Raw genomic sequence first — 23,077 nt, forward strand, 5'->3', positions numbered from 1 at the left:
TAGATTTTTTCTCACAATACTTTCCCTTTGAATATCCCTGATGGTCTATAAAGTAATACAATCACCAAGATTGAAAATGAAACTGCAAATTTGTAATCGGTCGAAAGTAATTGAACTAAGCCTTCTGGCTCCATACTTTCAGGTAATATATACATAAAAAATTTCTTATATGCATATGTTAATAAAATTTCTGAAAAAGCAATCACATAGCCACCTAAAAATGCACCGAAAGGATTTCCAATTCCTCCAACGATTGCTGCAGCAAAAATAGGAAGCATATTATTAAAGTAAGTGAAAGGTTTAAAACTTTTATCTAAACCGTACAGAGCTCCTCCAATAGTAGCTAAAATTCCTGCAATTACCCAAGTAACCAATACTATTTTTTTAGGATCTATACCTGAAAGCAAAGCAAGATCTTCGTTATCAGAGTAAGCTTTCATGCTTTTTCCTGTTTTAGTTTTATTTAAAAACCAGAATAATAAAGAGACTAAGATTATCGTGACAAAAATCGTTAGGACCTGAGTAGATTTAAGTGCAAGTCCTTCATTTAAACCTGTCATTTCTTTAAATTCTCTAGCCTTGAAAATAAATTTTTCTCCATCAAAAAACCTTCTATCTCCTGGACCTATTATAATTCTAACAACTGCTTGGGTCACAAACATCACACCGATACTAACCATAGCAAACTGAACTGGAGGACTTTTTTGAGTTCTGTAATACTTAAAAACAAATTTATCGATTGTAAGCATGTATAAAATCAAAAAAAAAATACCAAATGGAAGTGCAATTAAAGCTGTAGGCAGAACTCCAAGAGAAATACCTAAAGATTGAAAATACCAAGTGAATAAAATTGTCATCATGGTTCCAAATGACATCATGTCTCCAGTTGCAAAATTAGCAAATCTCAGAATTCCATAAATTAAAGTAACAAAAATTGCACCCAAAGCTAATTGAGAACCATAAGTAAGTCCTGGAATAAAAATATAATTTAGTAAAAGAATTATTGCATTAATAAGATCCATATTATCCTCCTAAGAAAGAGCTTCTTACTCTTGGATCGTTCAATAATTCTTTGCCTGTTCCTGAATAACGATTTTCTCCAGTAACTAATACGTAGCCTCTATCAGAAATATTTAATGCTTGTTTAGCATTTTGTTCTACCATTAAAATAGCAACATTAGTTCTTTTTACTTTAACGATATGATCAAACAATTCATCCATAACAATTGGTGATACCCCTGCAGTTGGTTCATCTAACATTAGTACTGTCGGTTTAATCATTAACGCTCTTCCAAGTGCTACTTGTTGTCTTTGACCACCAGATAATTCACCTACCATTTGGTTTCTTTTTTCTCTAAGGATTGGAAATAGTTCGTAAATTTCCTCAATAATATTTTTTATCTCAGAGTTTACTAAAAAGGCGCCCATTTCTAAATTTTCCTCAACCGTCATTCCCGCAAAAACATTTTTTGTTTGAGGAACAAATGAAATTCCTTGTTTAACTCGATCCTGTGGAGAAAGTTTTGAAATATCCTTACCATTAATTTTAACTGATCCAGATTTTAAATTTAATAAACCTAACATTGCTTTCATAGCTGTAGATTTTCCAGCACCATTAGGTCCTAGAATAGAAACAATTTCTCCTTTGTTTACTTCAACAGAACAAGAATTAATTATATCTGGTCCATTTCCATAACCACCAGTCATCTCTATTCCCTCAAAATATGCCATTAAACTTCATCCTTTAATTTTGATCCTCTGCCAAGATAACTTTCTATTACCTTTTCATCTTTTTTAGCTTCATCAACCGTACCCTCAAATAAAACCGAACCTTCAGCCATAACAATCACAGGATCACATAATCTCCCTATAAAATCCATATCATGCTCAATCATACAAAAAGTATAACCTTTTTCTTTATTTAGCTTTTCGATTGCAGTGCCGAGATCTTTTAATAAAGTTCTATTTACTCCTGCCCCTACTTCATCCAGTAATACTAATTTTGCATCAACCATCATAGTTCTACCAAGTTCTAACAATTTTTTTTGACCTCCAGAAAGATTTCCTGCAAGCTCATTTGACAAATGCCCTAGATTTAAGAATTCAACTACTTCTTTTGCTTTTTCTTTAACTTCTGCTTCCTCTTTTGCAACTAACCCTGGCTTGAATAAAGCTGTCATTAGCTTTTCACCTGATTGATTTCCTGGAACCATCATCAAGTTTTCTAGAACAGACAAATTTGAAAACTCATGAGCTATTTGAAAAGTTCTAAGTAATCCTTTTGAAAATAATTCATAAGATGGAACATCTGTGATATTTTCTTCATCAAATGTTACACTCCCACCTGAAGATTTTAAATTTCCTGCAATTAAATTAAATAAAGTTGTTTTGCCAGATCCGTTTGGTCCAATTATACCTGTGATAGTTCCTCTTTTAACTTTTATAGAGCAATCAGAAACTGCAGCAAGTCCTCCAAAATACTTTGATAAATTATTTATCTCTAAAATATTATCAGACATTTATTTATCTAATCTTTTGTAAATGCTATTTAAAGTTTTCTCTAATGATTTATAAAAACCAGATTTTGACAATTCATTTACACCCTGCTCATTTAATCCCTTAGGTGTTTGCGACTCTTTAACTAACTCTCTTAAGTTTTCTTTAGAATGTATAACTGCATCTTCTGACAAAGCTAAAAACAAAGAAGTTATATATTTTTGAGCATTATTTCTTTTTACTCCTTTTTTAACTAACCAATCAGACATTACTCTTTGCATTTCATAAAAAGGTGCCATCATTCCAGAAGTAGACCAAAAGTTTATTGAAGATTTTTCATTTTTGATTTCTACAGTAGTTCCTAAATGATTAAAAAAAGCTTTCACTTTTGGATTTGGAGGACAAATTGGAACTGGTCCTTTCTTTAATGATATTGGTGGCAAAGGAATTGCTCTTACTATTTTTGCTTTTACTTTAATGGCTTTTTTTAACTGTGATAGAGTTATTGTAGATATAAAGCTAACAATTGTTTGACTAGACTTAAATTTTAAATCTTTAATTATCTTCTCTCCCACCGTAGGTGTAATAGATAAAAATACCCAAGTAGATTGATCAACAATTTGTTGATTATCTTTAGCAATAACTATTTTTTTGAACTTTTTTTTTAAACTTTTGGCAATCTGCTTATTCCTTGGAGAAATTATTATTTTTTTATATTTAAGGTTAGATTTACATATTCCAGTTATTACTGAAGATGCAATTTTACCCGTACCAATAAAACCTAAAATCATAATATTTTGGTTACTTTATATTGATTATATTGAATTAATTAACAAAAAAAGATCCTCTAATTCTCAACAATTCTCTGCTTAATTCTTTATTTTCTTTGAAAGGTTTTCTTCCATGAAGCCAAAAATAATTATTTGCAATTATAGAGCAACCAACCGGTAACTTTGTAATTACTTTATTTTCACTTCCTTCCAGAGCATCAGATAATCTCTGTAAAAAATTGCCTTGTTCCATGTTTTTTGGTTCAGGAAATTGGTCAATATATGAAATATGTGGTCTTCCTTTATCATCTGAAGAAAAAACTGGATGCTCAACTTTATAATCTACATTTTTACTCTTAGGTGAGCTCCAAAGAAAATCTTGTTTACCCACAGGATCATTTGATAGTTCTTTGCAATGTTCCCAATCATCTAAATGCAACATCGCAGTCTCTCCACCCTCTACATTTTCTTCTTCTAACTTTGTCATAATTAACCAATCAGTAATTTCTTTAACATAAGTTCCATCTGTATGAAGATCCATATTACGGTAAGCTTTTCTTAAATAAGAGTCACTCGCGTCTTCGTGTTTAACATGAAAACGAGCATAGTATTTTCCTGCCATTGAATCATGGTTAGGATTTCCAATTAAATAGGCAATAGCTGTTGATAATTTTACTAAAAATTTATCATTAATTTTTGGTGAAATATTTTTTGGTCCAATTATAAAACAACCAGTTGAACGATCTCTAATTATTGAGTTCATTAATTTACTAAGTTTATTTTCTGTTAAATCATCTAAACTTTTTGCTATTGTAAACCTTGTAAAAGGCTTTAGTTCTAAAGCTGTTAAGTCAAATTTATTAAATGGAAAAACTAATTTCTTAATAATCTCATCAGTAATTTTAATATTCAAAATTCTTTTTGATTTATCATGTTCTTGAATTTCTAAACCAGGTATTTTTTCCATAAGAAACCTTAAGTTAAGTTTTTTAATAAATCAATTTTATTTAGAAATAATTAACTAATATTGCCATACTTATGGCAGAGAAAATTGTGGGATAAACATAATTTTTTTTAGAAATAAAAAAAACAGTTAAGGATAGTACAACAACAACAAATCTTACTAAGTAGCTTGAGTCATCCATTACACCAACTGGAAAAATTATTGTTCTTACAATTAGGGCTGCTAAAGTTGCATAAGCTAAACAGTTAAACCATTTAAATATCTTAGAAGTTTCTTTTATACCTTCTGAGCTTATTGCTCCAAGAAATCTTGATAAGAAAGTTGCAAGGGATGTCACCAAAATTGCTAAAACGATACTAGTTGACATTTTTTTCTCCTATTAAGTAAGCAATAGTGCCACCAACTACTCCACCTAATAAAATAGACCATTCAGGTGAAAAAAAATAAAAAACAGGTCCCAAAATAATTCCAAGTAAAACTGATAAAGTTACTTGTCTTGTTTTTGACGCTCCTACCATCATGCATAAAAAATATACAGGATTTAAAATAGCTAAACCCATCATCATTTCTTTGTTTAAATATTCTGAAAAATAAAAACCTATTAAAGTCCCAATTACAGCAACACTCCAAGTAGCGCTTCCAATCCCTATCCAATAATCAATTCTATATTTTTCTGGAATAGTCTTATAATTACTCTTCATAATCAACCAAGCTGATACAGCTATGAAATGGCATGAAAAATAATATTTCCACTTTGGTTGATCTTCGTGCATCATTAATGGAAACAAAGAAACAGCCATTGGATATAAACGAGCATTAACAAACCAAACTGCTAAAAAAATATTTAACAAAGAAGCGCCAACCAATAAAGACTCTGCCATAACTAGAGATCCTGGCAATGCATAAGTCAGCATGGTAGAAAAAATGCTTTCTTGAATATTGAAGCCAAGATTTTTTAAAAGAGCTCCTATAGCAATAAAACAACAACCTAAAGCTATTGCCGGACTATCGTGAGCTAGTATTGATTTATAGCCTTTAAAAAAGAAATCTTTATTTATCATTAGCCACCAAGGAATAGTCTACCAACATCAGGGTTTTGCAATAACTCATCCCCTTTGCCAGCAATTGCAGTTTGTCCAGATACTAATACATATCCAATGTCTGCAAATTCTAGTCCTTTTTTGGCATTTTGTTCAACTAATATAATAGTTTTCTTTTCATTTTGTTGAAGATCTCTCAAAATTTCAAAAACCATATCAATATATCTAGGTTCTAAACCAATTGATGGTTCATCAACTAATAGAACGGATGGTTTCATAACTAAAGCTCTAGAGATTTCTAACAATCTTCTTTCACCACCTGATAAAACTTTAGCAGGCTGATTTCTTCTATTTCTTAATCTCTCGTATTTTTCTAAAATTCTTTCAGCTTCGTCAAAAGACTCTTCAGTTTTATCTTTAATATATCCACCCATTAATAAGTTTTCTTCAACTGTCATATCTGGGAATACAGAATTGTCTTGTAAGATATATGCAATTCCAACTGATTTTAATTTTTCAGCTGGTGTAAGATTTGTAATTTCTTTTCCTTCTATTTCAATTTGACCAGAGAAGATGTTTGTAAATCCATAAATTGAGTGAAGAATTGTAGATTTACCAGCTCCGTTTGGTCCAATCAAACACAATGATTGTGCTTTGTTCACGAATAAATCAAAATTATGTAAAATTTCCATTTTACCATACCCAGCATTTAAATTTTTAATTGTAAGATGTATTTCATTTGGAGATAGTTTTTTTAAATCTTCTGGTGTTGGAGCTTTTCCTAAAACTTCATATTGATTTGACATTATTGGGCTCCTAGATATGCATCGATAACACGCTTATCGTTTTTAATTTCATCTGGTGAACCATTTGCTAACATTTTACCGTGAGCTAAACAAAATATATTCTCCGCTAATTGCATAATCACTCTCATATTGTGTTCAATAACCAAAAGAGTGATACCAAAATCTTGATTTACTTTTATCAATCTATCAATAATTCCATTGATTAAAGTTGGATTTATTCCTGCTGTTGGTTCATCTAGTAAAAGCATTTCCGGTTCATTCATTAATGCCATAGCAAGTTCTAAAAGTTTTTGTTGTCCAAAAGATAAATCACCTGCTCTAAGTTTTCTCTTTTGATATAAACCTACAAAATTTAGTAAATTTTCTGCTTTTTCTGTAAGCTCTTGAGGTATTTTTGAAAACAGTTTTAATATATTTTCATCACTACCCTTATGGCTAATTAGCATATTATCAATGCAGTTCAGTTTTCCATATATTCTTGTTTGTTGAAATGTTCTTAATAAACCTAGTTTTGCTATTACTGGAACAGGAAGTTCAGAAACTTCTTTTCCATTAAATTTAATTGAACCTTGGTCAATTGGATAAGTGCCTACAATAGAATTGAACAAAGTGGTTTTTCCTGATCCATTAGGGCCAATCAATCCTACAATTTTACCTTTTTCAACTGACATTGAGATATCAACATTAGCTTTTACTCCCCCAAAAGATTTACTAACGTTACTAACTTCTAAAATACTCATTTTATCTCTACCTGAGCCTTTCGATCAGCTTCATCAACTACTTCTCCAAATCTGTGAGGATATTTTTCTCTCAACCAACCCATTAATCCTTCAGGGAAATAAATCACAATCACCACAATTAAAACTCCCAAGGCTACATACTGCCAGCCTAGGAAGAATGTCCAAAATCCTTCTTTAAAAATATGAAATATTGTTGCACCGATAACTGGTCCCCAAAGAGTACCTTTACCACCTAATATTGCCATTAAAACCATGAACACTCCCATTTCTCTTCCATCAAAAGCAACATCTGTTGAGTCAATATATCCGACTAGTCCACCCATTATTCCTCCTGCAAGACCACAGAAAAATGCAGAAATCATCCAACCAATAATTTTATATTTCATTGTTGCAATTCCCATAGCTTCAGCCTTGTCTTCATTGTCTCTGATTGCATTAAGGATTAACTTAAATCTAGTAGAGTAAATCGCTTTCACAGTTATAAATGTCAAAACTAAAACTATAAAACTTAAAAAGTAAAAGAATTCTCCTCTAGCTTCTAAGCCTCCTACATTAGGAAAAGGTGGAGTAGTAAAACCTTGTCCTGCTCCAATAATTTCAATTCCTCCAGAAATTTCACCAGCAGCTACTCCTAATCCTAGAGTGCAAATAGCAAAGTAGTGACCTCTCAATCCTAAAATTGCATAACCAATTAAACCAGCAACAATAGTTGGAACTACTGCAGCAACAATAAGTCCCATCGCCATACCTTGGAAAAATTGGGTAGGAGTATGTACAAATGTTTTTTCACCACCACTTTCTGTCCATTCTGCTAATGGAAAAAACATTCCAACCTGAACTGAAGCACACAAATACATACCCAGTCCATAAAACAAAATATTTCCAAATGTATTGTAGCCCATTTCTCCTCCTTGAATATTCCAAGTAGTTGCAAGAACAATTAGAATGCAAAGAATTGATAATTGTACTTTAAATGCTGGAAATATAAATGGTGCTGCTAAACCAAATATTAAAATTCCTATATAAAGTATTAAATTATTTTTGTTCATATAGACTATTAATTTTTTCTCTGAAATTTTGATCTACTGTAAAATAATGACCATCTTCATCATGTACACTTGAGCCTGATGAATGATATTCATCTAAGTGTTTTTTAAATTTATCTATGTCAACTTCAACTGTTTGACCTTGATTATCATTGATTTTAACTTTCCTCATTTTAAGTACTCTCTCTTTCTTGAAAGTTTAAATCTTCGATAAACTAAAATTAATACTAGTAATAAAAATACTGATCCAATTCTAAATTCTGTTCCTAAAATATAATCTGCAAATTCCTCAAAAACTCCTAATCCCATACCTGACATTGCAACACCTGGTAAATTTCCTAAACCAGCAACAATTACAATCATAAAAGATCTAATCGTATAAGGTAATCCCATATAAGGGTGAATAGTGAATGTTATAGAGATTAAAGCTCCAGCTACACCACATAAAGCAGCATTAATTCCAAAAGTTGCTGCATATACTTTTTCAGTATCTACACCTAAAATTTTTGCAGCACGTGCATTTTGAGCAGTTGCTCTAATTGCTCGTCCAAGCTTAGATTTTTTCATATAAATCACTAAGCAAACTGCAAATAAAATACTGATAAATGCTGAAAATATTTTTGAATTAGGAAGAACAACATTATTATCAAACAACATTGTTGTACCATAATGCGAATTTGCAAGCACAACATCTGCACCAAATGCAAAGTTCATTAATTGCATGAATAAAATACTTATTCCAAATGTAGCTAAAATTGAGATAAATAAATCTCTATCGACTACTTTATTTATAACCAGTTTATAAATCGCAATACCTACGAAATACATTATAATTGGAGCAACAATTACTCCCCATGCTGGATGAATACCATAAAGATACATAAAGTACGCAATGTATCCTCCTAAAATAACAAGATCTCCTTGAGCAATATTAATTATATTCATAACACCCCATTGAAGTGCCATTCCATAAGCAATTAATGCGAACAATACTCCTAAAAGAATACCATCCAAGCAAGCTTGAACAGTTATCATTGGGTATTGAAATACAAGAAAATCCATAAAATCTTTTTTGGTTTATATAAAAAAAAGCCCCCTATTACCAGGGGGCTCAATTTTTAATTATTATCTTTCAGACCACTTAGGCATTGGGTGAATTAACTTAGCAGAAGCCCATTTTAATGGAGCAACAACTTTGTTTTCACACTTACCAGCATCATCACACATTACTTGGAAAAGTACCATTGGCTTATCAACGTTCTGACCGCCAGGTGCAAATTTAATATTTCCATAGAATGTTTGCATGTTAGTAGCTGCAAGAGCATCTCTTACTTTCTTTTGATCAAAAGAATTAGCTCTTTCAAATGCATCTTTAAACACCAATAACGCAGCTGAAGACTCAGCAGATTGGTATGGTGGATCATATCCAAACTCTTTCTCAAAGTCTGCAGCATAGGTCATTCCATCTTTAAAGAAATCATCTTTATAAGTCAGAGATTTATGCCATTGAGAAGCACATAGTGCATACTGAGAATTAGCACCATGTTGTTTTGATAATTTCGCTGCATCACAGTGAGTCATAGCCAACATTGGAACATCAACCTTCATTTCAGCAATTTGTCTTACTGCAGTCAATGCACCTTTGGTATGACCTGATACAACTAAAACATCTGGTTTCATTTGTTTAACTTTAACCAAAGTTGCAGCCATATCATTTAACTCTTTAGGCAGTTTGTCATCGATGATGATTTCAGATCCAGTTCTTTCTGCGGCATCTAAAATACCTAATCTAACATCCTGTGAAAAAGCATCTTGTTCAAATGCTTGAGCAATTCTTACTGGTTTTCCACCATTTAGCTCAACTGCTGTTTCAATTGCTACATCAAGATATAAGTTTGCCGGAGCTAATACTGCAAATAGATATTTGTAACCTTTGGTAAACAAAGATCTGGAAGCACCATTCGCCTCTACCATTGGAACACCATATTTTTCAGTTACAGGTGCAATAGCTTTTGTAAGACCTGAACTGTATGGGCCAAGCATAAACTCAACACCATCTTGTGAAATTAATCTTTCTGCAAGCTGTGCAGCTCTCTTAGGGTTTGATTCATCATCGTAATAGATAATGTCAAACTTATAAGTTTTTCCACCAACTTTTACACCACCCATGCTATTAATTCTGTCAACGGCCATGTTATAACCATTTTGAGTATGAACACCATTTGATGAGTACTTACCAGTTAAGGAAATTGCAGCACCTAAAATAATTTTGTCACCAACTACTTTTGCAAAAGATGCAACAGAAGTTGAAAATAAAATTACTAATGCAGAAACAAAACTTAAAATTATTTTATTTAACTTCATTTTATTTCCCCTTTAATTAATTAATTAATGACTAATTAAATAAACAATTTTCAAACAATGCAAGTAGGAATAAAGACTTAGTATGAGTTTAATACTGTTGTGTAATAACAATAATTCCAGCAATAATGACTAAAACACTCGCTGAAATTGTATTAATAGTTTTCGGATTTGCAGTAATCCATTTAATCAATTTTTGTGCAAGTATTGCATAACCAATCAGAGATAAAAAATCTAACACAATGTAAGTTGTAATTAAAATTATAAATTGACTTAAAAGATTAGAACTAAAATCAATAAATTGTGGAAATATAAAAGGAAAAAACATCCAAGCTTTAGGACTGGTTCCTGCAACTAAAAATCCATCTCTAAAAAAAGATAAATTACTTTTTGTGACTTCTTCCTTATCTTTTAAATTTTTTGGACGAGACTTATAAATATCATAAGCAAGATATAAAATGTAAAGAACTCCAATCCATTTAAAAATATTAAGAATTAATGAATTTTCTGAAAAAAAAGAACCTATTACAAAAATTACCAAAGTAGCTTGAATTAAATTTGCAGTAACATCTCCAAGCGCTGACCAAACACATTTCCCTACACCATAATTCATTGAGTAAGAAATTATAACTATTCTAGGAGTGCCGGGAGTAATGAATAAAAAAATGATAATCTGTAAATAAAGTATGAATTCTAAAGGAAGCATATTTTTAGAGAAGATAGTCCTTAAAAACCGGGAGCTAAAGATGGCTAAGAAGGACTATCTAAATCATAATATCAGAGGGTAAAAAAAATGCATTAAATTTTTTTTTCAAATATAAAGGATTTATGAAAAAAAAAGGCTACACCCCAGTAACTAAAGTTAAAAATCCTGAACCCAGCATTGATGACCCGGACTGGATAATTTGGGCAGCTTGGGCAGACCGGATTACTTTTGAAGAAATTGAGAAAAAAACAGGTAAGCGAGAGTCTGATGTAATTAAAATTATGAGAAGATCTCTAAAACCTTCTTCTTTCAGATTATGGAGAAAAAGAGTAAATCAAAAAAGCATTAAGCATAGGAAAAAATTTGAATATTCTAGAAAAGAAATCACTAGTAAAATTAAAAAAGGTGACTATCTATAAGTCATGAAAAAAATTACTATGTATACTGGCCCCCTATGTAACTATTGCGAGGCTGCAAAAAGATTATTAACAAGAAACAATGCTCCATATAATGAAATTGATATTTCAAAAGTTGAAGGTGCAATGGATGAAATGATTAAAAAAGCAAATGGAAAAAGAACAATTCCACAAATTTTTTTTGATGAGCAGCATATAGGTGGTTATGACGAAGTAAGAGCTCTAGAAAAAGAAAATAAACTTCAAGACTTGCTAAAAAATTAAAATTATTTTTAAACTTTCGGTTTAAAAACTAAACAGACACCATTGTTACAATATCTTTTTCCAGTTGGTTCTGGACCATCATCGAATATATGTCCATGGTGACCACCACATTTTTTACAATGATATTCTGTTCTGCCATAACCTAAATGATAATCTGTTTTTGTTTCAAAAACATCTGGTAAAGATTCATAAAAAGATGGCCAACCAGATCCACTTTCATATTTAGTATTTGAGTCAAATAACTTCTCACCACAATTTGCACAATGAAAACTTCCTTCTCTTTTTTCATGATTAAGTTCACTTGATCCAGCAAGTTCTGTGCCTTCCTCAAACAAAATTAATTTTTGTTCTGCTGTCAGGTTTGGATTAATTTTTTTTGTCATCTAAATATATTTAGCACAAGTTTGATGCAACAAAGAGTGCAATTCTACTAATTTTTCAAAATCTTTATTGTATCCTCCTCCTAAAACTCCACAAAAAGGTATTCTTTTTGAATAAAAATTTTCTATTACTAGCTCATCTCTCAATTTTACACCTTGATCGGAAATTTTTAATTTACCTAATCGATCATTAAAATGAATATCTACTCCTGCAATATAAAAAACAAAATCAAAATTTTCTTGATTTAACTCTGTTAAATAGTGCTTTAAAGTTTTGATGTAAGTATCATCCTCTGTGTTGTCTTCTAGCTCTACATCTAAATCACTAATAGATTTTTTTGCAGGATAATTAGTTTTTGAATGCATGCTAAATGTAAAAACATTTCTATTTTCTTTAAAAATATCTGAATTTCCATTTCCTTGATGAACATCAAGATCTACAATTAAAATTTTATTTGCAAGTCCCCTGTTAAGTAAATAATGAGCTGCAACTGCTACATCATTAAATACACAGTAACCGGCACCACCATTGTAATTAGCGTGGTGGCTCCCTCCAGCCGTATTACAAGAAATTCCATAATTTATAGCAAGTTTTGATGCCAACACAGTCCCCCCTGTTGCAACCAAAGATCTCTTAACAACACTGTCTACCAAAGGAAAACCTATTTTTTTAACACCATCTTTGTCTAAAGTTTTATTTGTGATGTCTCTTATATATTTTTCAGAATGAGCAAATTTTAATGTTTCAAATGAGCATGGATAAGGTTTATGAAACTTTTTGACTACATTTTTTTTAATTAAATAATTTGCAAGTTCACTAAATTTATTTATTGGAAATTTATGATCATCTCCAATTTTTGCAAAATAATCTTCGTGATTTACAACTGGTAACTCCATGGTTACTCTAAAACTCTGATTGGCTTTCCATTAACACAAGCCTCTAATCCCTCGATCATTTGATTGTAAAAAATACTGTAATTTTCTGCTGTTACATATCCTATATGCGGAGTTAACAAAGCGTTAGGTAAAAATCTTAATTTATTATTTTCAGGCAGAGGTTCTTTTTCATAAACATCGATTCCAGCTCCAGCAATTACATTAGTTGATAATGCTATAATCAAATCATCTTCATTAACTATTGGACCTCTTGAGGTATTAATTAAAAAAGCTGTCTTCTTCATATTGTCTAACTCTTTTAATGTTATGCAATCTTTGTATCTCTCTCCACCTTGCACATGAATGGATAAAACATCTGAGTTCTTAATTAAATCATCTTTGCTACATGGCAAGACATCGAGCTCTTTGCATTTATCTAAACTTAAATTTTCACTCCAAGCCATAACTTGCATTCCAAAAGCTTTTCCAATTTTTGCAACTTCACTCCCTACTCTTCCCAATCCTATTAATCCTAATATTTTTCCTTTTAGCTCAACACCAATAGTAGTTTGCCAGTATCCTTGATACATATTATCAAACTCTTCTTTAAAATTTCTAGCTAAGCCAAGAATTAATGCCCAAGTTAATTCTGGTGTTGGATTGATATTAATATCTGTTCCACAAACTATAATTTTTCTTTTTTTAGCAGCCTCAAGGTCTATAGATCTATTTCTTAATCCACTTGTGATAACAAATTTTAAATCACTTAAATTATCAATAAGATTTTTTGTAATTGGAGTTCTTTCCCTCATTATCAAAAGAGCCTCAAAATCAGCTAATTGTTCAATAGCGTCCGCTTCGTCTACAAAAGGTTCACTGAAAATTTTAAATTCATATTTTCCAGATAATTTTTCTAAATCAACAAATTGTTGAGCAACATTTTGGTAATCATCTAATATAGCTACTTTAAGCATTTTTAATTTTTTTGTTTGATAAAAATAGACCTAATATAATTAAAATAGACCCAATTAAATGAAAAAATAAAAATTTTTCATTAAAAAGTATAATTGCAAAAATTGTGCTGAATAATGGAATTAATGATAAAAAAATTCCTGCCCGATTAGCTCCAATTATGGCAACGGCACCTGCCCAACAATAGTAAGAGCCAATACTTGGAAACAAAGCAATATAAAATAAAATATAAAAAAAGTTACTATTTATCTCTACAACTTTATCTTGAATTATATCTATAAAAAATAGAGGTAAAAGAAATATTAGGCCAAAGGTGCATATGATTTGCACAAGGGCAAGTAGAGAAACATCAAAATTTCTTTTTCTTAAATATGCTGAATAAACTCCCCATGCAATTATCGCACCTATCATAAATAAATCTCCTTTATTAAAATTTAAAGAAAGCAAAATATTAAGATCTAATCTTGTGATAATAGCTAAAATACCTAATACAGAAATAAACAGGCCTGATAATTGAAAAATATTTGTTTTTTCAATTTTTAACAAAAAACAAACTAAAATTATTGTGACTGGTATTGCAGTATTAAATAGAGATGCATTGATTACTTGGGTATGATTTAAAGCATTATAAGTAAATGAAGTAAATATACAAACACTGGTAAAGCCAAGGATAAAAAATAAAGATAAATTTTCTTTAATTTTATACTTTAATTTAAATATCTCCTGATAGGTAAAGGGAAATAAAATTATCCACACAAGACACCATCTTAAAAATGAAAGAGTATTTGGTGGTATGTTTTGCAAGTATGCAAACTTCGCAATTGTAAAATTGCCTGCCCAAAATAATGTTGCACAAACCAACATTAAATATGCTTTGGCGTTCTGACCCACTTAGCTAAATCTTAACGAACTATAAGGTTTTAAATCTAAGTTTGTATTTTCGTTCGCAATCATTCCTGAAACAATCTTTCCAGAAATTGGGCCTAAAGTCCATCCTAAATGATGATGTCCAAAACAATAATAAACATTTTTATAATTTTTTGATGGCCCCATGACAGGTAAAAAGTCTGGTAAAGTTGGTCTAAATCCTAACCACTCATCCTCATGCTCGGGTAAATCACCAAGCATATATTTTGCATTATTAATTAAATTTTTAACTCTAGATTTTGACAAAGGATTTTCCAATCCACCAAATTCAACTGTACCAACTACTCTTAATCCTTGTTCCATTGGTGTAATACCAAAACCACGGTTTGAAAATATTACTGGTCGGCTTAATAAATGATCACAGTTTTTAAAATGAACATGATATCCTCTTTCAGTATCTAGAGGAATTTGTTCATCTAAATTATCAGTCAATTTTTTAGAAAAAGCGCCACAAGCAATTACTGCTTTATCAAAAACATAACTTTGTGTATCAGTTTTAAAAATAGGTTTTTCATCATCAAATTGTATATCTTTAATATTTACTTTGTTAAACTTTCCACCTTTTTGTAAAAATAGATCAAATAATTTTAAAAGGATTCTTTTTGGATTTCGAGCATGTCTTGCATAAGGATAGTAAACTCCAGCATGATAGAAAGGTTTAATATGGGGTTCTAAATCATGAATTTCAGCTTTATTAACTAGTTGCTGCTTTACTCCCAATTCATCTCTAACTCTAATTTCTAATTCCCTACTTTTTAAATCTTGATCATTCCAGATATAAAGTATTCCTTTGTTTTCCACTAATCCTTCAAGATCTATTTCTTCAAATAATTCATCATACGCCGGTAGAGCTAAATCTAAAATTTGATGCATATTTTTTGCTGTATGCATCATCTTAGTTTTTGTGGTGTTCATGATAAATTTTATGAACCATGGAATCATTTTTGGAACATAATTCCATTTTAAAGCTAGAGGACCTGTTGAACTTAATAACATAGCCGGTACATCCGCTAAGACATCAGTTCTATTTAAAGAAAGTGAAGCATAAGGCGAAAAATGTCCTGCATTTCCATACGATGCTGCTTGGCTTCCAGGATTATCTCTATCAAATATTGTTACATTAAATCCCTTTTTTTGAAGGAACAATGCATTTGAAACACCTTGGATACCTGCACCAACTATTCCAACCTTAATGTTCTTATTCATAAGGACTTTATACAATTAAAAAATTAAAGTTTCATAGTGACAAATTATGCTTAATTAAATTAAATATTTTAAGCAATCATCTGTTTGTGATTTATCTTGGCGCTAAGAACAATACCAAATCCGATCATAGTTGCTAACATAGAGGAACCTCCGTAGGACATTATCGGTAACGGAGAACCAACAATTGGCAATAAACCTAAGACCATTGAAAGATTTACAACAATGTAAATGAATATTGCAAAAGCAAATCCAAAACAGAATAACCTTGAAAAATTACTTCTTGAGATAGCACCTATTCTCAAAATTCTGATAATAATAATTGAATACAAAATTAATAATCCTACTGATCCTATAAATCCAAACTCTTCAGAAAATAAAGTGAATATAAAATCAGTATGTTTTTCAGGTAAAAAATCCAAATAACTTTGCGTGCCTTTTAAAAAACCTTTCCCCTCTAAGCCACCAGAACCTATTGCTATTTTTGACTGAATTATTTGATAACCAGCGCCCAATGGATCTCTATCAGGGTCTAAAAAAGTCAATATTCTCAATTTTTGATAAGGCTTTAAGAAAGAAATTACAAAAGGTAGTGATATTAAAAAAACTATAAAAGAATAAATAAAATATTTTATCTTAACGCCTCCCAGCCATAAAACAATTAGTCCACTTGATGCAATGAGAATCGAAGTTCCTAAATCTGGTTGTGAGAGCACCATAATAATTGGTATTAAAATTATAGTAATAACTGTCATGATACTTGTAACTGAGTTTACATTTTCAATTTTAACCCTGTGATAATATTTTGCTAAGCAAAGTATAATTGCTATTTTCATTAACTCGGATGGCTGTAAATTAAATAAATATAAATCCATCCATCTTCTTGAGCCTGATGATTTTATTCCAAAAAAAGAAACATAAATTAGTAGAAGAATTACAGCTATATAAAACAAGTATGATAAGTTGTGCCACCATCTAATATTAAAAAACGCAATTAAAATCATTAAAGGGAAAAAAACTACTATTTTACTAAAATGACTTTTTGTATGAAATAGAATTTCTCCTCCATCTGTTGAGTACATCACAAATAAACTTAATATTGAAAGTAAAAATATACTTACCAGTAAAATATAATCTAACTCTTTAACCTTTTGCCAGAAAGTAAGTTCGTTATTTAATCTATCGTGTTGAAACATCAAATTTCTATTTCCTCAAAATTTTTTTGTTTATTTCTTAGATCGTTTCTATCAATTATTAATTTGAACAATTCTTTTGCAATTGGTGCTGCAGTTTTACTTCCTGAGCCACCATGCTCAACTATAATACTTAATGCGTATCTTGGATTAATATACGGACCATAAGCAACGAATAATGCGTGATCTCGATCTTTATAAGGGATTTGCTCAATTTTAAGATCAAGTTCTCTTTCTCGCATACTAATTCTCTTAACCTGCGCAGTTCCAGTTTTACCAGCAAATTGATATTTTGGATCGTCTATTCTAGATTTGTATGATGTGCCGTATAATTCATTAGTTGAACTAAACATGGCCTCTTGAACAATTTTTATATTTTTAGGATTCTCAAATAATTTTTTTTCTTCAGAAAATAAAGGCCCTTCTTCAAATTTATTTTTAGCTTCTTCGAAAGAAACAGCATTATTATCAACTATTATTCTTGGTTTTATAGAGTAGCCTCCATTAGCAATCTGAGCTGTCATAAGACATAATTGAAGTGGAGTTGTTTGAGTGTAACCTTGACCTATTCCAGTTATTAATGTTTCACCAAGAACCCAACCTTTTCCAAGATTATTTTTTTTCCATTTAGTGTTTGGAAATAAACCTGATTTTTCAAAATCAAAATAATCTCCTAACACTTTTTTACCAAGGCCAAACTTTTCAGCTGTAACATTTAATCGATCTACTCCTAGTAATCTTGCAACTTCATAAAAATAGGTGTCACATGATTGTTTCATTGCATTTTTTAAACTTACAAATCCATGACCTTTTTCTTTCCAACAGTGAAAGGTCTGTCCATAGAGCTCCATCTTACCAGTGCATTTAACTTTAAAACTTGGACTAACAATTTTATTTTCTAAAGCAGATAAAGCTACAATTGGTTTTATTGTAGATCCTGGAGAATAAAGTCCTGCAAGTGTCTTATTTACTAGTGGTTTTAATGGATTATTTCTAATTAATGACCAATCATCATTAGTTATTCCAAATAAAAATTTGTTTGGGTCGTAAGATGGAGAAGAGTACATTGCTATGATATCACCAGTATAAATATCCATTACACTTATAGATCCAGCACGATCATTTAAAAGTCTTCCACAAGCTTTCTGAACCTCCGTATCAACAGTTAATCTTACTCTTAAACCTTGTTTGCCTTTTTGATGTTCAAGTTGATTAATTCTTTTCCCATAAGCATTTACTTCATACCTTTGGATAGCATTTGTACCAATTAAGTAATTTTCTAAAGTTTTTTCTAGACCTAATTTTCCAATTTTCATACCTGGAACAAATCTTTCTTGAACAGTTTCATTAGCTAAAATCTCTTCTTCATTAGGTTGACTGACATATCCTAGAATATGAGTATAAGTTTCGCTAAAAGGGTAATTTCTTGAAATGGTCATAACTGGTTTAACACCAACTAAGTCATATAAATAATTATTTATTTTTAAAAAATCACTCCAAGATAAATTTTCAGAAACAATAATACTTTCCCAAGGTTTTAATTTATTTTTTGATTTTACAATTTTTTCTATTTTTTTGTCACTCAGGTTAAGTAGAGTTTTTAATCGAGTTAACAAATAATTGAAGTTTTCAACTTGTTCAGGAATTATATGAAGTTGATATACTTTTAAATTTCCGGCTATAACATTGCCAAAATAATCCACTATATCACCTCTTATTGGTGGCAACTTCCACTCTCTAATTCTATTTTTATCTGAAAGAGTAAGATATTTTTTATTTTCGTTAACTTGCAAAGAAAAAAGTCTAGCTATAATTCCTGTAAAAATAATTACTTTTGCAGCACCTATAATAAACATCCGTCTATTAATTACATCTGTTTTTCTAATACCTGAGTTACCGCTAATCATTCTGTTTATTTGAAATTTTGCTATTTAAAATGTTAAATAAAATAAAAAATAATGGGTAAAATAGAAAAGTAAAACCAGAGTTTATTAAATACTCCATATAATCTACCTGATATAAAAATACTAAGTCTAAAATTATTACTTGAATTGAATTGATAAGCAGAACAGCAATAACAAATGAAAGCCAATCATTTATAAATTTTGGACTTAGTGTAATTTGTCTAATATATGAGGTAATGGCACAGATTAGTAAGTAACAAAAACTGCTTATTCCAATTGGAATACCAATTACTACGTCGTTAATAATTCCTGCTAAGAAAATTGAGAAATATCCTAAGTAATCTGGATTTCTTAAAGTCCAAAAAAAGATTAAAATGAAAATAAAGTTGAATGAAAAATAATCTAACTTTAAATAATTAAAGTCAAATTCATTAAACACTGAAAAAAACAAAAGAATAATCGGCAAATATGAGAGGAATGATCTAAAAAATGTACTTTTATTCAATGAAGGCATTATTGACCCTCCCCTATTTTAAATTCTACAATCTTTACAAAACTTAATTGTCCAAAATCAGAAAAAAAACTTAGTTGCTCTGAACTATTTGTTATTTTACCAACGGGAATACCTGGTTTAAAAATACCAGCAAGACCAGAGGTGTATACAACAGCCTCATTGTCGATCTGATTTTCTTTGTACTCATCTTTGGTATATTCAATTATTCCATGATCCTTACCAGTTCCAGAGGCTACAGCTTGTAGAAATGGGGGCTGAATTACTACTGGTATTTTGCTATTTAAATCTGACAGAAGTAGAGCTCTTGAATTTGAATAATTTACCTCAATAATCTGACCGACTAAATAATTTCGATCCATTACTGCCATTCCTATTTTTACATTGTCTTTGGTTCCTCTATTCAAGACTATTGATTTTAAATATGGACTTTCTCTATCAATTAAAACTCTTGCAAATATATCTTCTGAATTTATGCTTTCATCAATCAACTCTCTAAGTCTTTTATTTTCAGCAGTTAAAATAGTATTTAATACTTTAATCTCATCTGTATTCTCTATTTTAATTAATTGGTTTTGATGATTTTTATAAAAATCAATGTGTGATTTAATTTTAAATATTACCTCTTCAATTTTATTTTCTGGTACAGATACAACATAAGAAGATCTATATATTACTTCGTTTATTCCTAATTTAATAAGTTGAATTGGTTTAAAATTAAAATTACTTAAAATTATTATAATAATAGATAAAATAATTAAGCTTATAAGCGAAAACTTTTGTTGATCTTTCTTTTTTAAAAAAACTGATCTTAAGGCAATTACAAAGTCGTCTCTGCCTTTTACCATCTTTTAATATTCAGATAACATAGTAGAAAAAGTTTCTTCCTGATCCAAAGCTTTACCAGTTCCAACTGCAACACAAGACAATGGGTCATCAGCAACATGTACTGGTAAACCTGTTTCTTTTGAGAATCTTTTATCAATATTTTTTAATAAAGCTCCACCACCAGTTAAAGTAAGACCCATATCTACTAAGTCTGCAGATAATTCGGGAGGAGTATTTTCTAAAGCATCTTTTATTGCACTAACCATTTCTTTCAATATATCATTTAGTGCCTCAGCAGTATCTTCCTCGGTAATATTTACTTCTTTAGGAGTACCTGATCTTAAATCTCTACCTTTTACTGGGTAAGTGTTAGTTCCTGTTGGAACAGCTGTACCCATTTCCTTTTTAATTTTTTCAGCAGTAGTATCTCCGATAAGCAAGTTGTATTCTTTTCTCATATAATTAACTATTGCTGTATCCATCGCATCACCCGCAACCCTCAAAGATTTAGAATAAACCAATCCACCTAGTGACATAACTGCTATCTCACTAGTACCACCACCTATGTCAACAATCATTGACCCGGTGGCTTCTGAAATTGGAAGTCCAGCTCCAATAGCTGCAGCAATTGGTTCTTCAATTAATTGAACTCTTCTTGCTCCCGCAGCTAGTGCGCTGTCTTGAATTGCTTTTCTTTCAACTGGTGTTGAACCAGTTGGTACACAAATTAAAATTCTAGGATTGGCAAAAGTACTTCCTTTATGAACTTTTTTTATAAAGTGTTTGATCATCTCTTCTGTAACTATAAAATCTGCTATAACACCATCTCTTAAAGGTCTGATAGCACTAATATTCCCAGGCGTTCTTCCAAGCATTGTTTTGGCTTCATCACCAACAGCTAAAACATTTTTCTTTCCACCTTGATCAACAATTGCAACAACAGATGGCTCATTAAGAACAACACCTTTTCCTTTTAATACCACTAGTGTATTTGCTGTTCCAAGATCAATTGCCATATCTTGGCTCCAAACCTTTTTAACGCTATCGAATAATCCCATTATATTCCCCTTACCTTTTGACTTTCTTGCTCCATTGGAGCTGTTTTATCTCGTTTAATTATCATTTTATTTAATGCATTTATGTATGCATTTGCAGAAGCAACTAAAGTATCAGTATCTGCTGCTTGACCCACAGTTGTTTTTCCGTTCTCCTCAATTTTCACACTTACGGTTGCTTGAGCATCAGTACCTTCGGTTACAGCATGCACTTGATAAAGCTGTAAATTTACATCATGAGGATAAAGAGTTTTTATACATTTAAATATTGCGTCAACTGGTCCATCCCCAGTTTCTGTAGCTTGTTTTACATCTCCATATACATCTAAAGTCATTTCTGCTTTTTGAGGTTCTCCTGTACCAGCAAACACTTTTAATGATTTTAAGTTAATTGCGCTAACTTTATTATCAACAATTAAACTATCATCGACTAATGCAATAATATCTTCATCATAAACATGTTTTTTCTTATCTGCTAAAACCTTAAACTTTGCAAATGCATTCCCTACTACATCGTCTGTTAAATCTGGATAACCCAAACTGTTTAATTTATCTTTAAAAGCATGACGACCAGAATGTTTACCCATTACTAATGAGGTTTGTTTAACTCCAACACTCTCTGGAGTCATAATTTCATAAGTCTGTCTATTTTTTAACATTCCATCTTGATGAATGCCTGCCTCATGTGCAAATGCATTTTTTCCGACAATTGCTTTATTATATTGGACTGGAAATCCAGTTGCATTTGAAACTATCTTTGATGCTTTGCTTAATAAAGTTGTGTTAATTCCAGTTTCGTAAGGCATCAAGTCTGGTCTTGTCTTAATTGCCATAACAACTTCTTCTAATGCAGCATTTCCTGCTCTCTCACCTAAACCATTTATAGTACATTCAATTTGTCTTGCTCCTGCTTGAACACCAGCTAAAGAATTAGCTACTGCTAAACCTAAATCATTGTGGCAATGTGTAGATAAAATTGCTTTATCAATGTTAGGGACTTTGTTTAAAAGTGTTTCAATGATTGTTGTGAATTCAGATGGTATCGTATAACCCACAGTATCAGGGATATTAATTGTTGTTGCTCCATTTTTAATTGCAAGTTCAACTGTTTTACACATATAATCCATATCTGTTCTTGTCCCATCTTCACATGACCACTCAACATCATCAGTAAATTTTCTTGCATAAGAAACGTGTTTACCAATTGACTCATAAACATCTTCAGGTGACATATTTAATTTATGCTTCATATGTAAAGGACTTGTAGAAATAAAAGTATGTATTCTAAATCTAGAAGCATGTTTTAGTGCTTCGTAAGCTCTATCAATATCTTTTACTGAATGTCTAGATAATCCTGCTGGAATAGAATTTTTTAAAATCTTACTAACTTCAGACACAGCCTCAAAATCTCCTGGCGATGCTATAGGAAAACCCGCTTCGATAATATCAATTCCCAGTTCATCAAATACTCGAGCAATCTGAATTTTTTCTTCCAAACTCATTGATGCGCCAGGTGATTGCTCACCATCACGCATAGTTGTATCAAATATAAATACTCTATCCTTATCGCTCATAATAAAAATTTTTGGAAAATCTATAATACAATCTATAAGAGAGAT

General features: G+C 30.9%; 27 protein-coding genes. 2 read left to right on the forward strand and 25 right to left on the reverse strand.

Going from position 1 to position 23,077, the window contains the following annotated elements; all coding sequences use genetic code 11:
• Positions 1-11: 11 nt before the first annotated feature.
• The 14 genes from ACTTBE_RS03765 to ACTTBE_RS03830 all read right to left on the reverse strand — a co-directional run bounded on the left by ACTTBE_RS03765 (position 12) and on the right by ACTTBE_RS03830 (position 10,929).
• A complete protein-coding gene (locus ACTTBE_RS03765) occupies positions 12-1,022 on the reverse strand; it encodes a branched-chain amino acid ABC transporter permease (protein WP_440677187.1) in 1,011 nt (336 codons plus the stop codon).
• 1 nt (position 1,023) lies between these two features.
• Positions 1,024-1,731: an ABC transporter ATP-binding protein gene (locus tag ACTTBE_RS03770; RefSeq protein WP_440677188.1), complete on the reverse strand. Its 708-nt coding sequence runs from the start codon at positions 1,729-1,731 to the stop codon at positions 1,024-1,026.
• Positions 1,731-2,519, reverse strand: a complete 789-nt coding sequence (locus ACTTBE_RS03775; RefSeq protein WP_440651772.1) for an ABC transporter ATP-binding protein — start codon at positions 2,517-2,519, stop codon at positions 1,731-1,733. The genes ACTTBE_RS03770 and ACTTBE_RS03775 overlap by 1 nt, the downstream gene beginning before the upstream one ends.
• A complete protein-coding gene (locus ACTTBE_RS03780; RefSeq protein ID WP_440677189.1) occupies positions 2,520-3,287 on the reverse strand; it encodes a pyrroline-5-carboxylate reductase in 768 nt (255 codons plus the stop codon).
• Between the two features lie 34 nt (positions 3,288-3,321).
• Positions 3,322-4,233, reverse strand: a complete 912-nt coding sequence (glaH, locus tag ACTTBE_RS03785; protein WP_075506239.1) for a glutarate dioxygenase GlaH — start codon at positions 4,231-4,233, stop codon at positions 3,322-3,324.
• A gap of 40 nt (positions 4,234-4,273) precedes the next feature.
• Entirely contained in the window at positions 4,274-4,597 is a 324-nt protein-coding gene (locus ACTTBE_RS03790; RefSeq protein WP_440677190.1) for an AzlD domain-containing protein, read from the reverse strand.
• Entirely contained in the window at positions 4,587-5,291 is a 705-nt protein-coding gene (locus tag ACTTBE_RS03795; RefSeq protein ID WP_075506241.1) for an AzlC family ABC transporter permease, read from the reverse strand. Before ACTTBE_RS03795 ends, ACTTBE_RS03790 begins: the two co-directional genes overlap by 11 nt.
• On the reverse strand, positions 5,291-6,076 hold the full coding sequence (locus ACTTBE_RS03800; RefSeq protein ID WP_440677191.1) for an ABC transporter ATP-binding protein: 786 nt from the start codon (positions 6,074-6,076) through the stop codon (positions 5,291-5,293). The genes ACTTBE_RS03795 and ACTTBE_RS03800 overlap by 1 nt, the downstream gene beginning before the upstream one ends.
• On the reverse strand, positions 6,076-6,816 hold the full coding sequence (locus tag ACTTBE_RS03805; protein WP_440677192.1) for an ABC transporter ATP-binding protein: 741 nt from the start codon (positions 6,814-6,816) through the stop codon (positions 6,076-6,078). Before ACTTBE_RS03805 ends, ACTTBE_RS03800 begins: the two co-directional genes overlap by 1 nt.
• Positions 6,813-7,865, reverse strand: coding sequence for a branched-chain amino acid ABC transporter permease (locus ACTTBE_RS03810; protein WP_440677193.1), 1,053 nt, complete (start codon positions 7,863-7,865; stop codon positions 6,813-6,815). The genes ACTTBE_RS03805 and ACTTBE_RS03810 overlap by 4 nt, the downstream gene beginning before the upstream one ends.
• A complete protein-coding gene (locus tag ACTTBE_RS03815) occupies positions 7,852-8,034 on the reverse strand; it encodes a hypothetical protein (RefSeq protein WP_075506245.1) in 183 nt (60 codons plus the stop codon). The genes ACTTBE_RS03810 and ACTTBE_RS03815 overlap by 14 nt, the downstream gene beginning before the upstream one ends.
• Complete coding sequence (locus tag ACTTBE_RS03820) at positions 8,031-8,924, reverse strand: branched-chain amino acid ABC transporter permease (RefSeq protein ID WP_075506246.1); 894 nt, start codon at positions 8,922-8,924, stop codon at positions 8,031-8,033. The genes ACTTBE_RS03815 and ACTTBE_RS03820 overlap by 4 nt, the downstream gene beginning before the upstream one ends.
• Before the next feature lie 63 nt (positions 8,925-8,987).
• Positions 8,988-10,226, reverse strand: a complete 1,239-nt coding sequence (locus ACTTBE_RS03825) for an amino acid ABC transporter substrate-binding protein (RefSeq protein WP_075506247.1) — start codon at positions 10,224-10,226, stop codon at positions 8,988-8,990.
• A gap of 88 nt (positions 10,227-10,314) precedes the next feature.
• The gene (locus tag ACTTBE_RS03830) at positions 10,315-10,929 is read right to left on the reverse strand and encodes a LysE family translocator (protein ID WP_075506248.1); all 615 of its coding nucleotides are present in this window, start codon (positions 10,927-10,929) and stop codon (positions 10,315-10,317) included.
• Between the two features lie 122 nt (positions 10,930-11,051).
• Between ACTTBE_RS03830 and ACTTBE_RS03835 the strand changes: the two genes are divergently transcribed.
• Positions 11,052-11,348 (forward strand): TIGR03643 family protein, encoded by a 297-nt coding sequence (locus ACTTBE_RS03835; RefSeq protein WP_440651783.1) that lies wholly within the window; start codon positions 11,052-11,054, stop codon positions 11,346-11,348.
• 3 nt (positions 11,349-11,351) lie between these two features.
• On the forward strand, positions 11,352-11,609 hold the full coding sequence (gene grxC, locus ACTTBE_RS03840; protein ID WP_075506250.1) for a glutaredoxin 3: 258 nt from the start codon (positions 11,352-11,354) through the stop codon (positions 11,607-11,609).
• A gap of 8 nt (positions 11,610-11,617) precedes the next feature.
• On the opposite strand, the gene msrB is transcribed toward grxC, so the two are convergent.
• From msrB to ACTTBE_RS03895, 11 genes are all read right to left on the reverse strand, one after another.
• The gene (gene msrB, locus ACTTBE_RS03845) at positions 11,618-11,992 is read right to left on the reverse strand and encodes a peptide-methionine (R)-S-oxide reductase MsrB (protein WP_440651785.1); all 375 of its coding nucleotides are present in this window, start codon (positions 11,990-11,992) and stop codon (positions 11,618-11,620) included.
• On the reverse strand, positions 11,993-12,886 hold the full coding sequence (locus ACTTBE_RS03850; RefSeq protein WP_440677194.1) for a histone deacetylase family protein: 894 nt from the start codon (positions 12,884-12,886) through the stop codon (positions 11,993-11,995). It abuts the gene before it with no gap.
• A gap of 2 nt (positions 12,887-12,888) precedes the next feature.
• Positions 12,889-13,839 carry a D-2-hydroxyacid dehydrogenase family protein gene (locus ACTTBE_RS03855; protein WP_440618103.1) on the reverse strand — a complete coding sequence of 317 codons (951 nt, stop codon included), beginning with the start codon at positions 13,837-13,839 and terminating at the stop codon, positions 12,889-12,891.
• On the reverse strand, positions 13,832-14,701 hold the full coding sequence (locus tag ACTTBE_RS03860) for a DMT family transporter (RefSeq protein WP_440647431.1): 870 nt from the start codon (positions 14,699-14,701) through the stop codon (positions 13,832-13,834). The genes ACTTBE_RS03855 and ACTTBE_RS03860 overlap by 8 nt, the downstream gene beginning before the upstream one ends.
• Positions 14,702-14,728: 27 nt before the next feature.
• Complete coding sequence (locus ACTTBE_RS03865; RefSeq protein WP_440677195.1) at positions 14,729-15,970, reverse strand: NAD(P)/FAD-dependent oxidoreductase; 1,242 nt, start codon at positions 15,968-15,970, stop codon at positions 14,729-14,731.
• Between the two features lie 68 nt (positions 15,971-16,038).
• Entirely contained in the window at positions 16,039-17,163 is a 1,125-nt protein-coding gene (rodA, locus tag ACTTBE_RS03870; protein WP_440677196.1) for a rod shape-determining protein RodA, read from the reverse strand.
• Positions 17,163-19,067 (reverse strand): penicillin-binding protein 2, encoded by a 1,905-nt coding sequence (gene mrdA, locus ACTTBE_RS03875; protein WP_440677197.1) that lies wholly within the window; start codon positions 19,065-19,067, stop codon positions 17,163-17,165. Before mrdA ends, rodA begins: the two co-directional genes overlap by 1 nt.
• The gene (gene mreD / locus ACTTBE_RS03880) at positions 19,060-19,578 is read right to left on the reverse strand and encodes a rod shape-determining protein MreD (protein WP_440677198.1); all 519 of its coding nucleotides are present in this window, start codon (positions 19,576-19,578) and stop codon (positions 19,060-19,062) included. The genes mrdA and mreD overlap by 8 nt, the downstream gene beginning before the upstream one ends.
• Positions 19,578-20,423 (reverse strand): rod shape-determining protein MreC, encoded by an 846-nt coding sequence (mreC, locus tag ACTTBE_RS03885; protein ID WP_440677199.1) that lies wholly within the window; start codon positions 20,421-20,423, stop codon positions 19,578-19,580. The genes mreD and mreC overlap by 1 nt, the downstream gene beginning before the upstream one ends.
• A gap of 3 nt (positions 20,424-20,426) precedes the next feature.
• Positions 20,427-21,461 (reverse strand): rod shape-determining protein, encoded by a 1,035-nt coding sequence (locus ACTTBE_RS03890; protein ID WP_262590321.1) that lies wholly within the window; start codon positions 21,459-21,461, stop codon positions 20,427-20,429.
• On the reverse strand, positions 21,461-23,032 hold the full coding sequence (locus ACTTBE_RS03895) for a 2-isopropylmalate synthase (RefSeq protein ID WP_440677200.1): 1,572 nt from the start codon (positions 23,030-23,032) through the stop codon (positions 21,461-21,463). The genes ACTTBE_RS03890 and ACTTBE_RS03895 overlap by 1 nt, the downstream gene beginning before the upstream one ends.
• Positions 23,033-23,077: the final 45 nt, after the last annotated feature.

Origin of the sequence: Candidatus Pelagibacter sp. HIMB1587 (genome assembly GCF_052047775.1) — a bacterium.
GTDB lineage: Bacteria > Pseudomonadota > Alphaproteobacteria > Pelagibacterales > Pelagibacteraceae > Pelagibacter.

What these genes read in the sequence shown, in the direction of transcription:
- mreD (WP_440677198.1), bottom strand. Translation starts at nt 19,578, where the DNA reads ATGCCTTCATTGAATAAAAGTACATTTTTTAGATCATTCCTCTCATAT.
- ACTTBE_RS03850 (WP_440677194.1), bottom strand. Translation starts at nt 12,886, where the DNA reads ATGGAGTTACCAGTTGTAAATCACGAAGATTATTTTGCAAAAATTGGA.
- ACTTBE_RS03765 (WP_440677187.1), bottom strand. Translation starts at nt 1,022, where the DNA reads ATGGATCTTATTAATGCAATAATTCTTTTACTAAATTATATTTTTATT.
- ACTTBE_RS03770 (WP_440677188.1), bottom strand. Translation starts at nt 1,731, where the DNA reads ATGGCATATTTTGAGGGAATAGAGATGACTGGTGGTTATGGAAATGGA.
- msrB (WP_440651785.1), bottom strand. Translation starts at nt 11,992, where the DNA reads ATGACAAAAAAAATTAATCCAAACCTGACAGCAGAACAAAAATTAATT.
- ACTTBE_RS03790 (WP_440677190.1), bottom strand. Translation starts at nt 4,597, where the DNA reads ATGTCAACTAGTATCGTTTTAGCAATTTTGGTGACATCCCTTGCAACT.
- mrdA (WP_440677197.1), bottom strand. Translation starts at nt 19,067, where the DNA reads ATGATTAGCGGTAACTCAGGTATTAGAAAAACAGATGTAATTAATAGA.
- grxC (WP_075506250.1), top strand. Translation starts at nt 11,352, where the DNA reads ATGAAAAAAATTACTATGTATACTGGCCCCCTATGTAACTATTGCGAG.
- rodA (WP_440677196.1), bottom strand. Translation starts at nt 17,163, where the DNA reads ATGTTTCAACACGATAGATTAAATAACGAACTTACTTTCTGGCAAAAG.
- ACTTBE_RS03820 (WP_075506246.1), bottom strand. Translation starts at nt 8,924, where the DNA reads ATGGATTTTCTTGTATTTCAATACCCAATGATAACTGTTCAAGCTTGC.
- mreC (WP_440677199.1), bottom strand. Translation starts at nt 20,423, where the DNA reads ATGGTAAAAGGCAGAGACGACTTTGTAATTGCCTTAAGATCAGTTTTT.
- glaH (WP_075506239.1), bottom strand. Translation starts at nt 4,233, where the DNA reads ATGGAAAAAATACCTGGTTTAGAAATTCAAGAACATGATAAATCAAAA.
- ACTTBE_RS03855 (WP_440618103.1), bottom strand. Translation starts at nt 13,839, where the DNA reads ATGCTTAAAGTAGCTATATTAGATGATTACCAAAATGTTGCTCAACAA.
- ACTTBE_RS03810 (WP_440677193.1), bottom strand. Translation starts at nt 7,865, where the DNA reads ATGAACAAAAATAATTTAATACTTTATATAGGAATTTTAATATTTGGT.
- ACTTBE_RS03805 (WP_440677192.1), bottom strand. Translation starts at nt 6,816, where the DNA reads ATGAGTATTTTAGAAGTTAGTAACGTTAGTAAATCTTTTGGGGGAGTA.
- ACTTBE_RS03795 (WP_075506241.1), bottom strand. Translation starts at nt 5,291, where the DNA reads ATGATAAATAAAGATTTCTTTTTTAAAGGCTATAAATCAATACTAGCT.
- ACTTBE_RS03835 (WP_440651783.1), top strand. Translation starts at nt 11,052, where the DNA reads ATGAAAAAAAAAGGCTACACCCCAGTAACTAAAGTTAAAAATCCTGAA.
- ACTTBE_RS03780 (WP_440677189.1), bottom strand. Translation starts at nt 3,287, where the DNA reads ATGATTTTAGGTTTTATTGGTACGGGTAAAATTGCATCTTCAGTAATA.
- ACTTBE_RS03830 (WP_075506248.1), bottom strand. Translation starts at nt 10,929, where the DNA reads ATGCTTCCTTTAGAATTCATACTTTATTTACAGATTATCATTTTTTTA.
- ACTTBE_RS03825 (WP_075506247.1), bottom strand. Translation starts at nt 10,226, where the DNA reads ATGAAGTTAAATAAAATAATTTTAAGTTTTGTTTCTGCATTAGTAATT.
- ACTTBE_RS03865 (WP_440677195.1), bottom strand. Translation starts at nt 15,970, where the DNA reads ATGAATAAGAACATTAAGGTTGGAATAGTTGGTGCAGGTATCCAAGGT.
- ACTTBE_RS03890 (WP_262590321.1), bottom strand. Translation starts at nt 21,461, where the DNA reads ATGGGATTATTCGATAGCGTTAAAAAGGTTTGGAGCCAAGATATGGCA.
- ACTTBE_RS03860 (WP_440647431.1), bottom strand. Translation starts at nt 14,701, where the DNA reads ATGTTGGTTTGTGCAACATTATTTTGGGCAGGCAATTTTACAATTGCG.
- ACTTBE_RS03775 (WP_440651772.1), bottom strand. Translation starts at nt 2,519, where the DNA reads ATGTCTGATAATATTTTAGAGATAAATAATTTATCAAAGTATTTTGGA.
- ACTTBE_RS03895 (WP_440677200.1), bottom strand. Translation starts at nt 23,032, where the DNA reads ATGAGCGATAAGGATAGAGTATTTATATTTGATACAACTATGCGTGAT.
- ACTTBE_RS03800 (WP_440677191.1), bottom strand. Translation starts at nt 6,076, where the DNA reads ATGTCAAATCAATATGAAGTTTTAGGAAAAGCTCCAACACCAGAAGAT.
- ACTTBE_RS03815 (WP_075506245.1), bottom strand. Translation starts at nt 8,034, where the DNA reads ATGAGGAAAGTTAAAATCAATGATAATCAAGGTCAAACAGTTGAAGTT.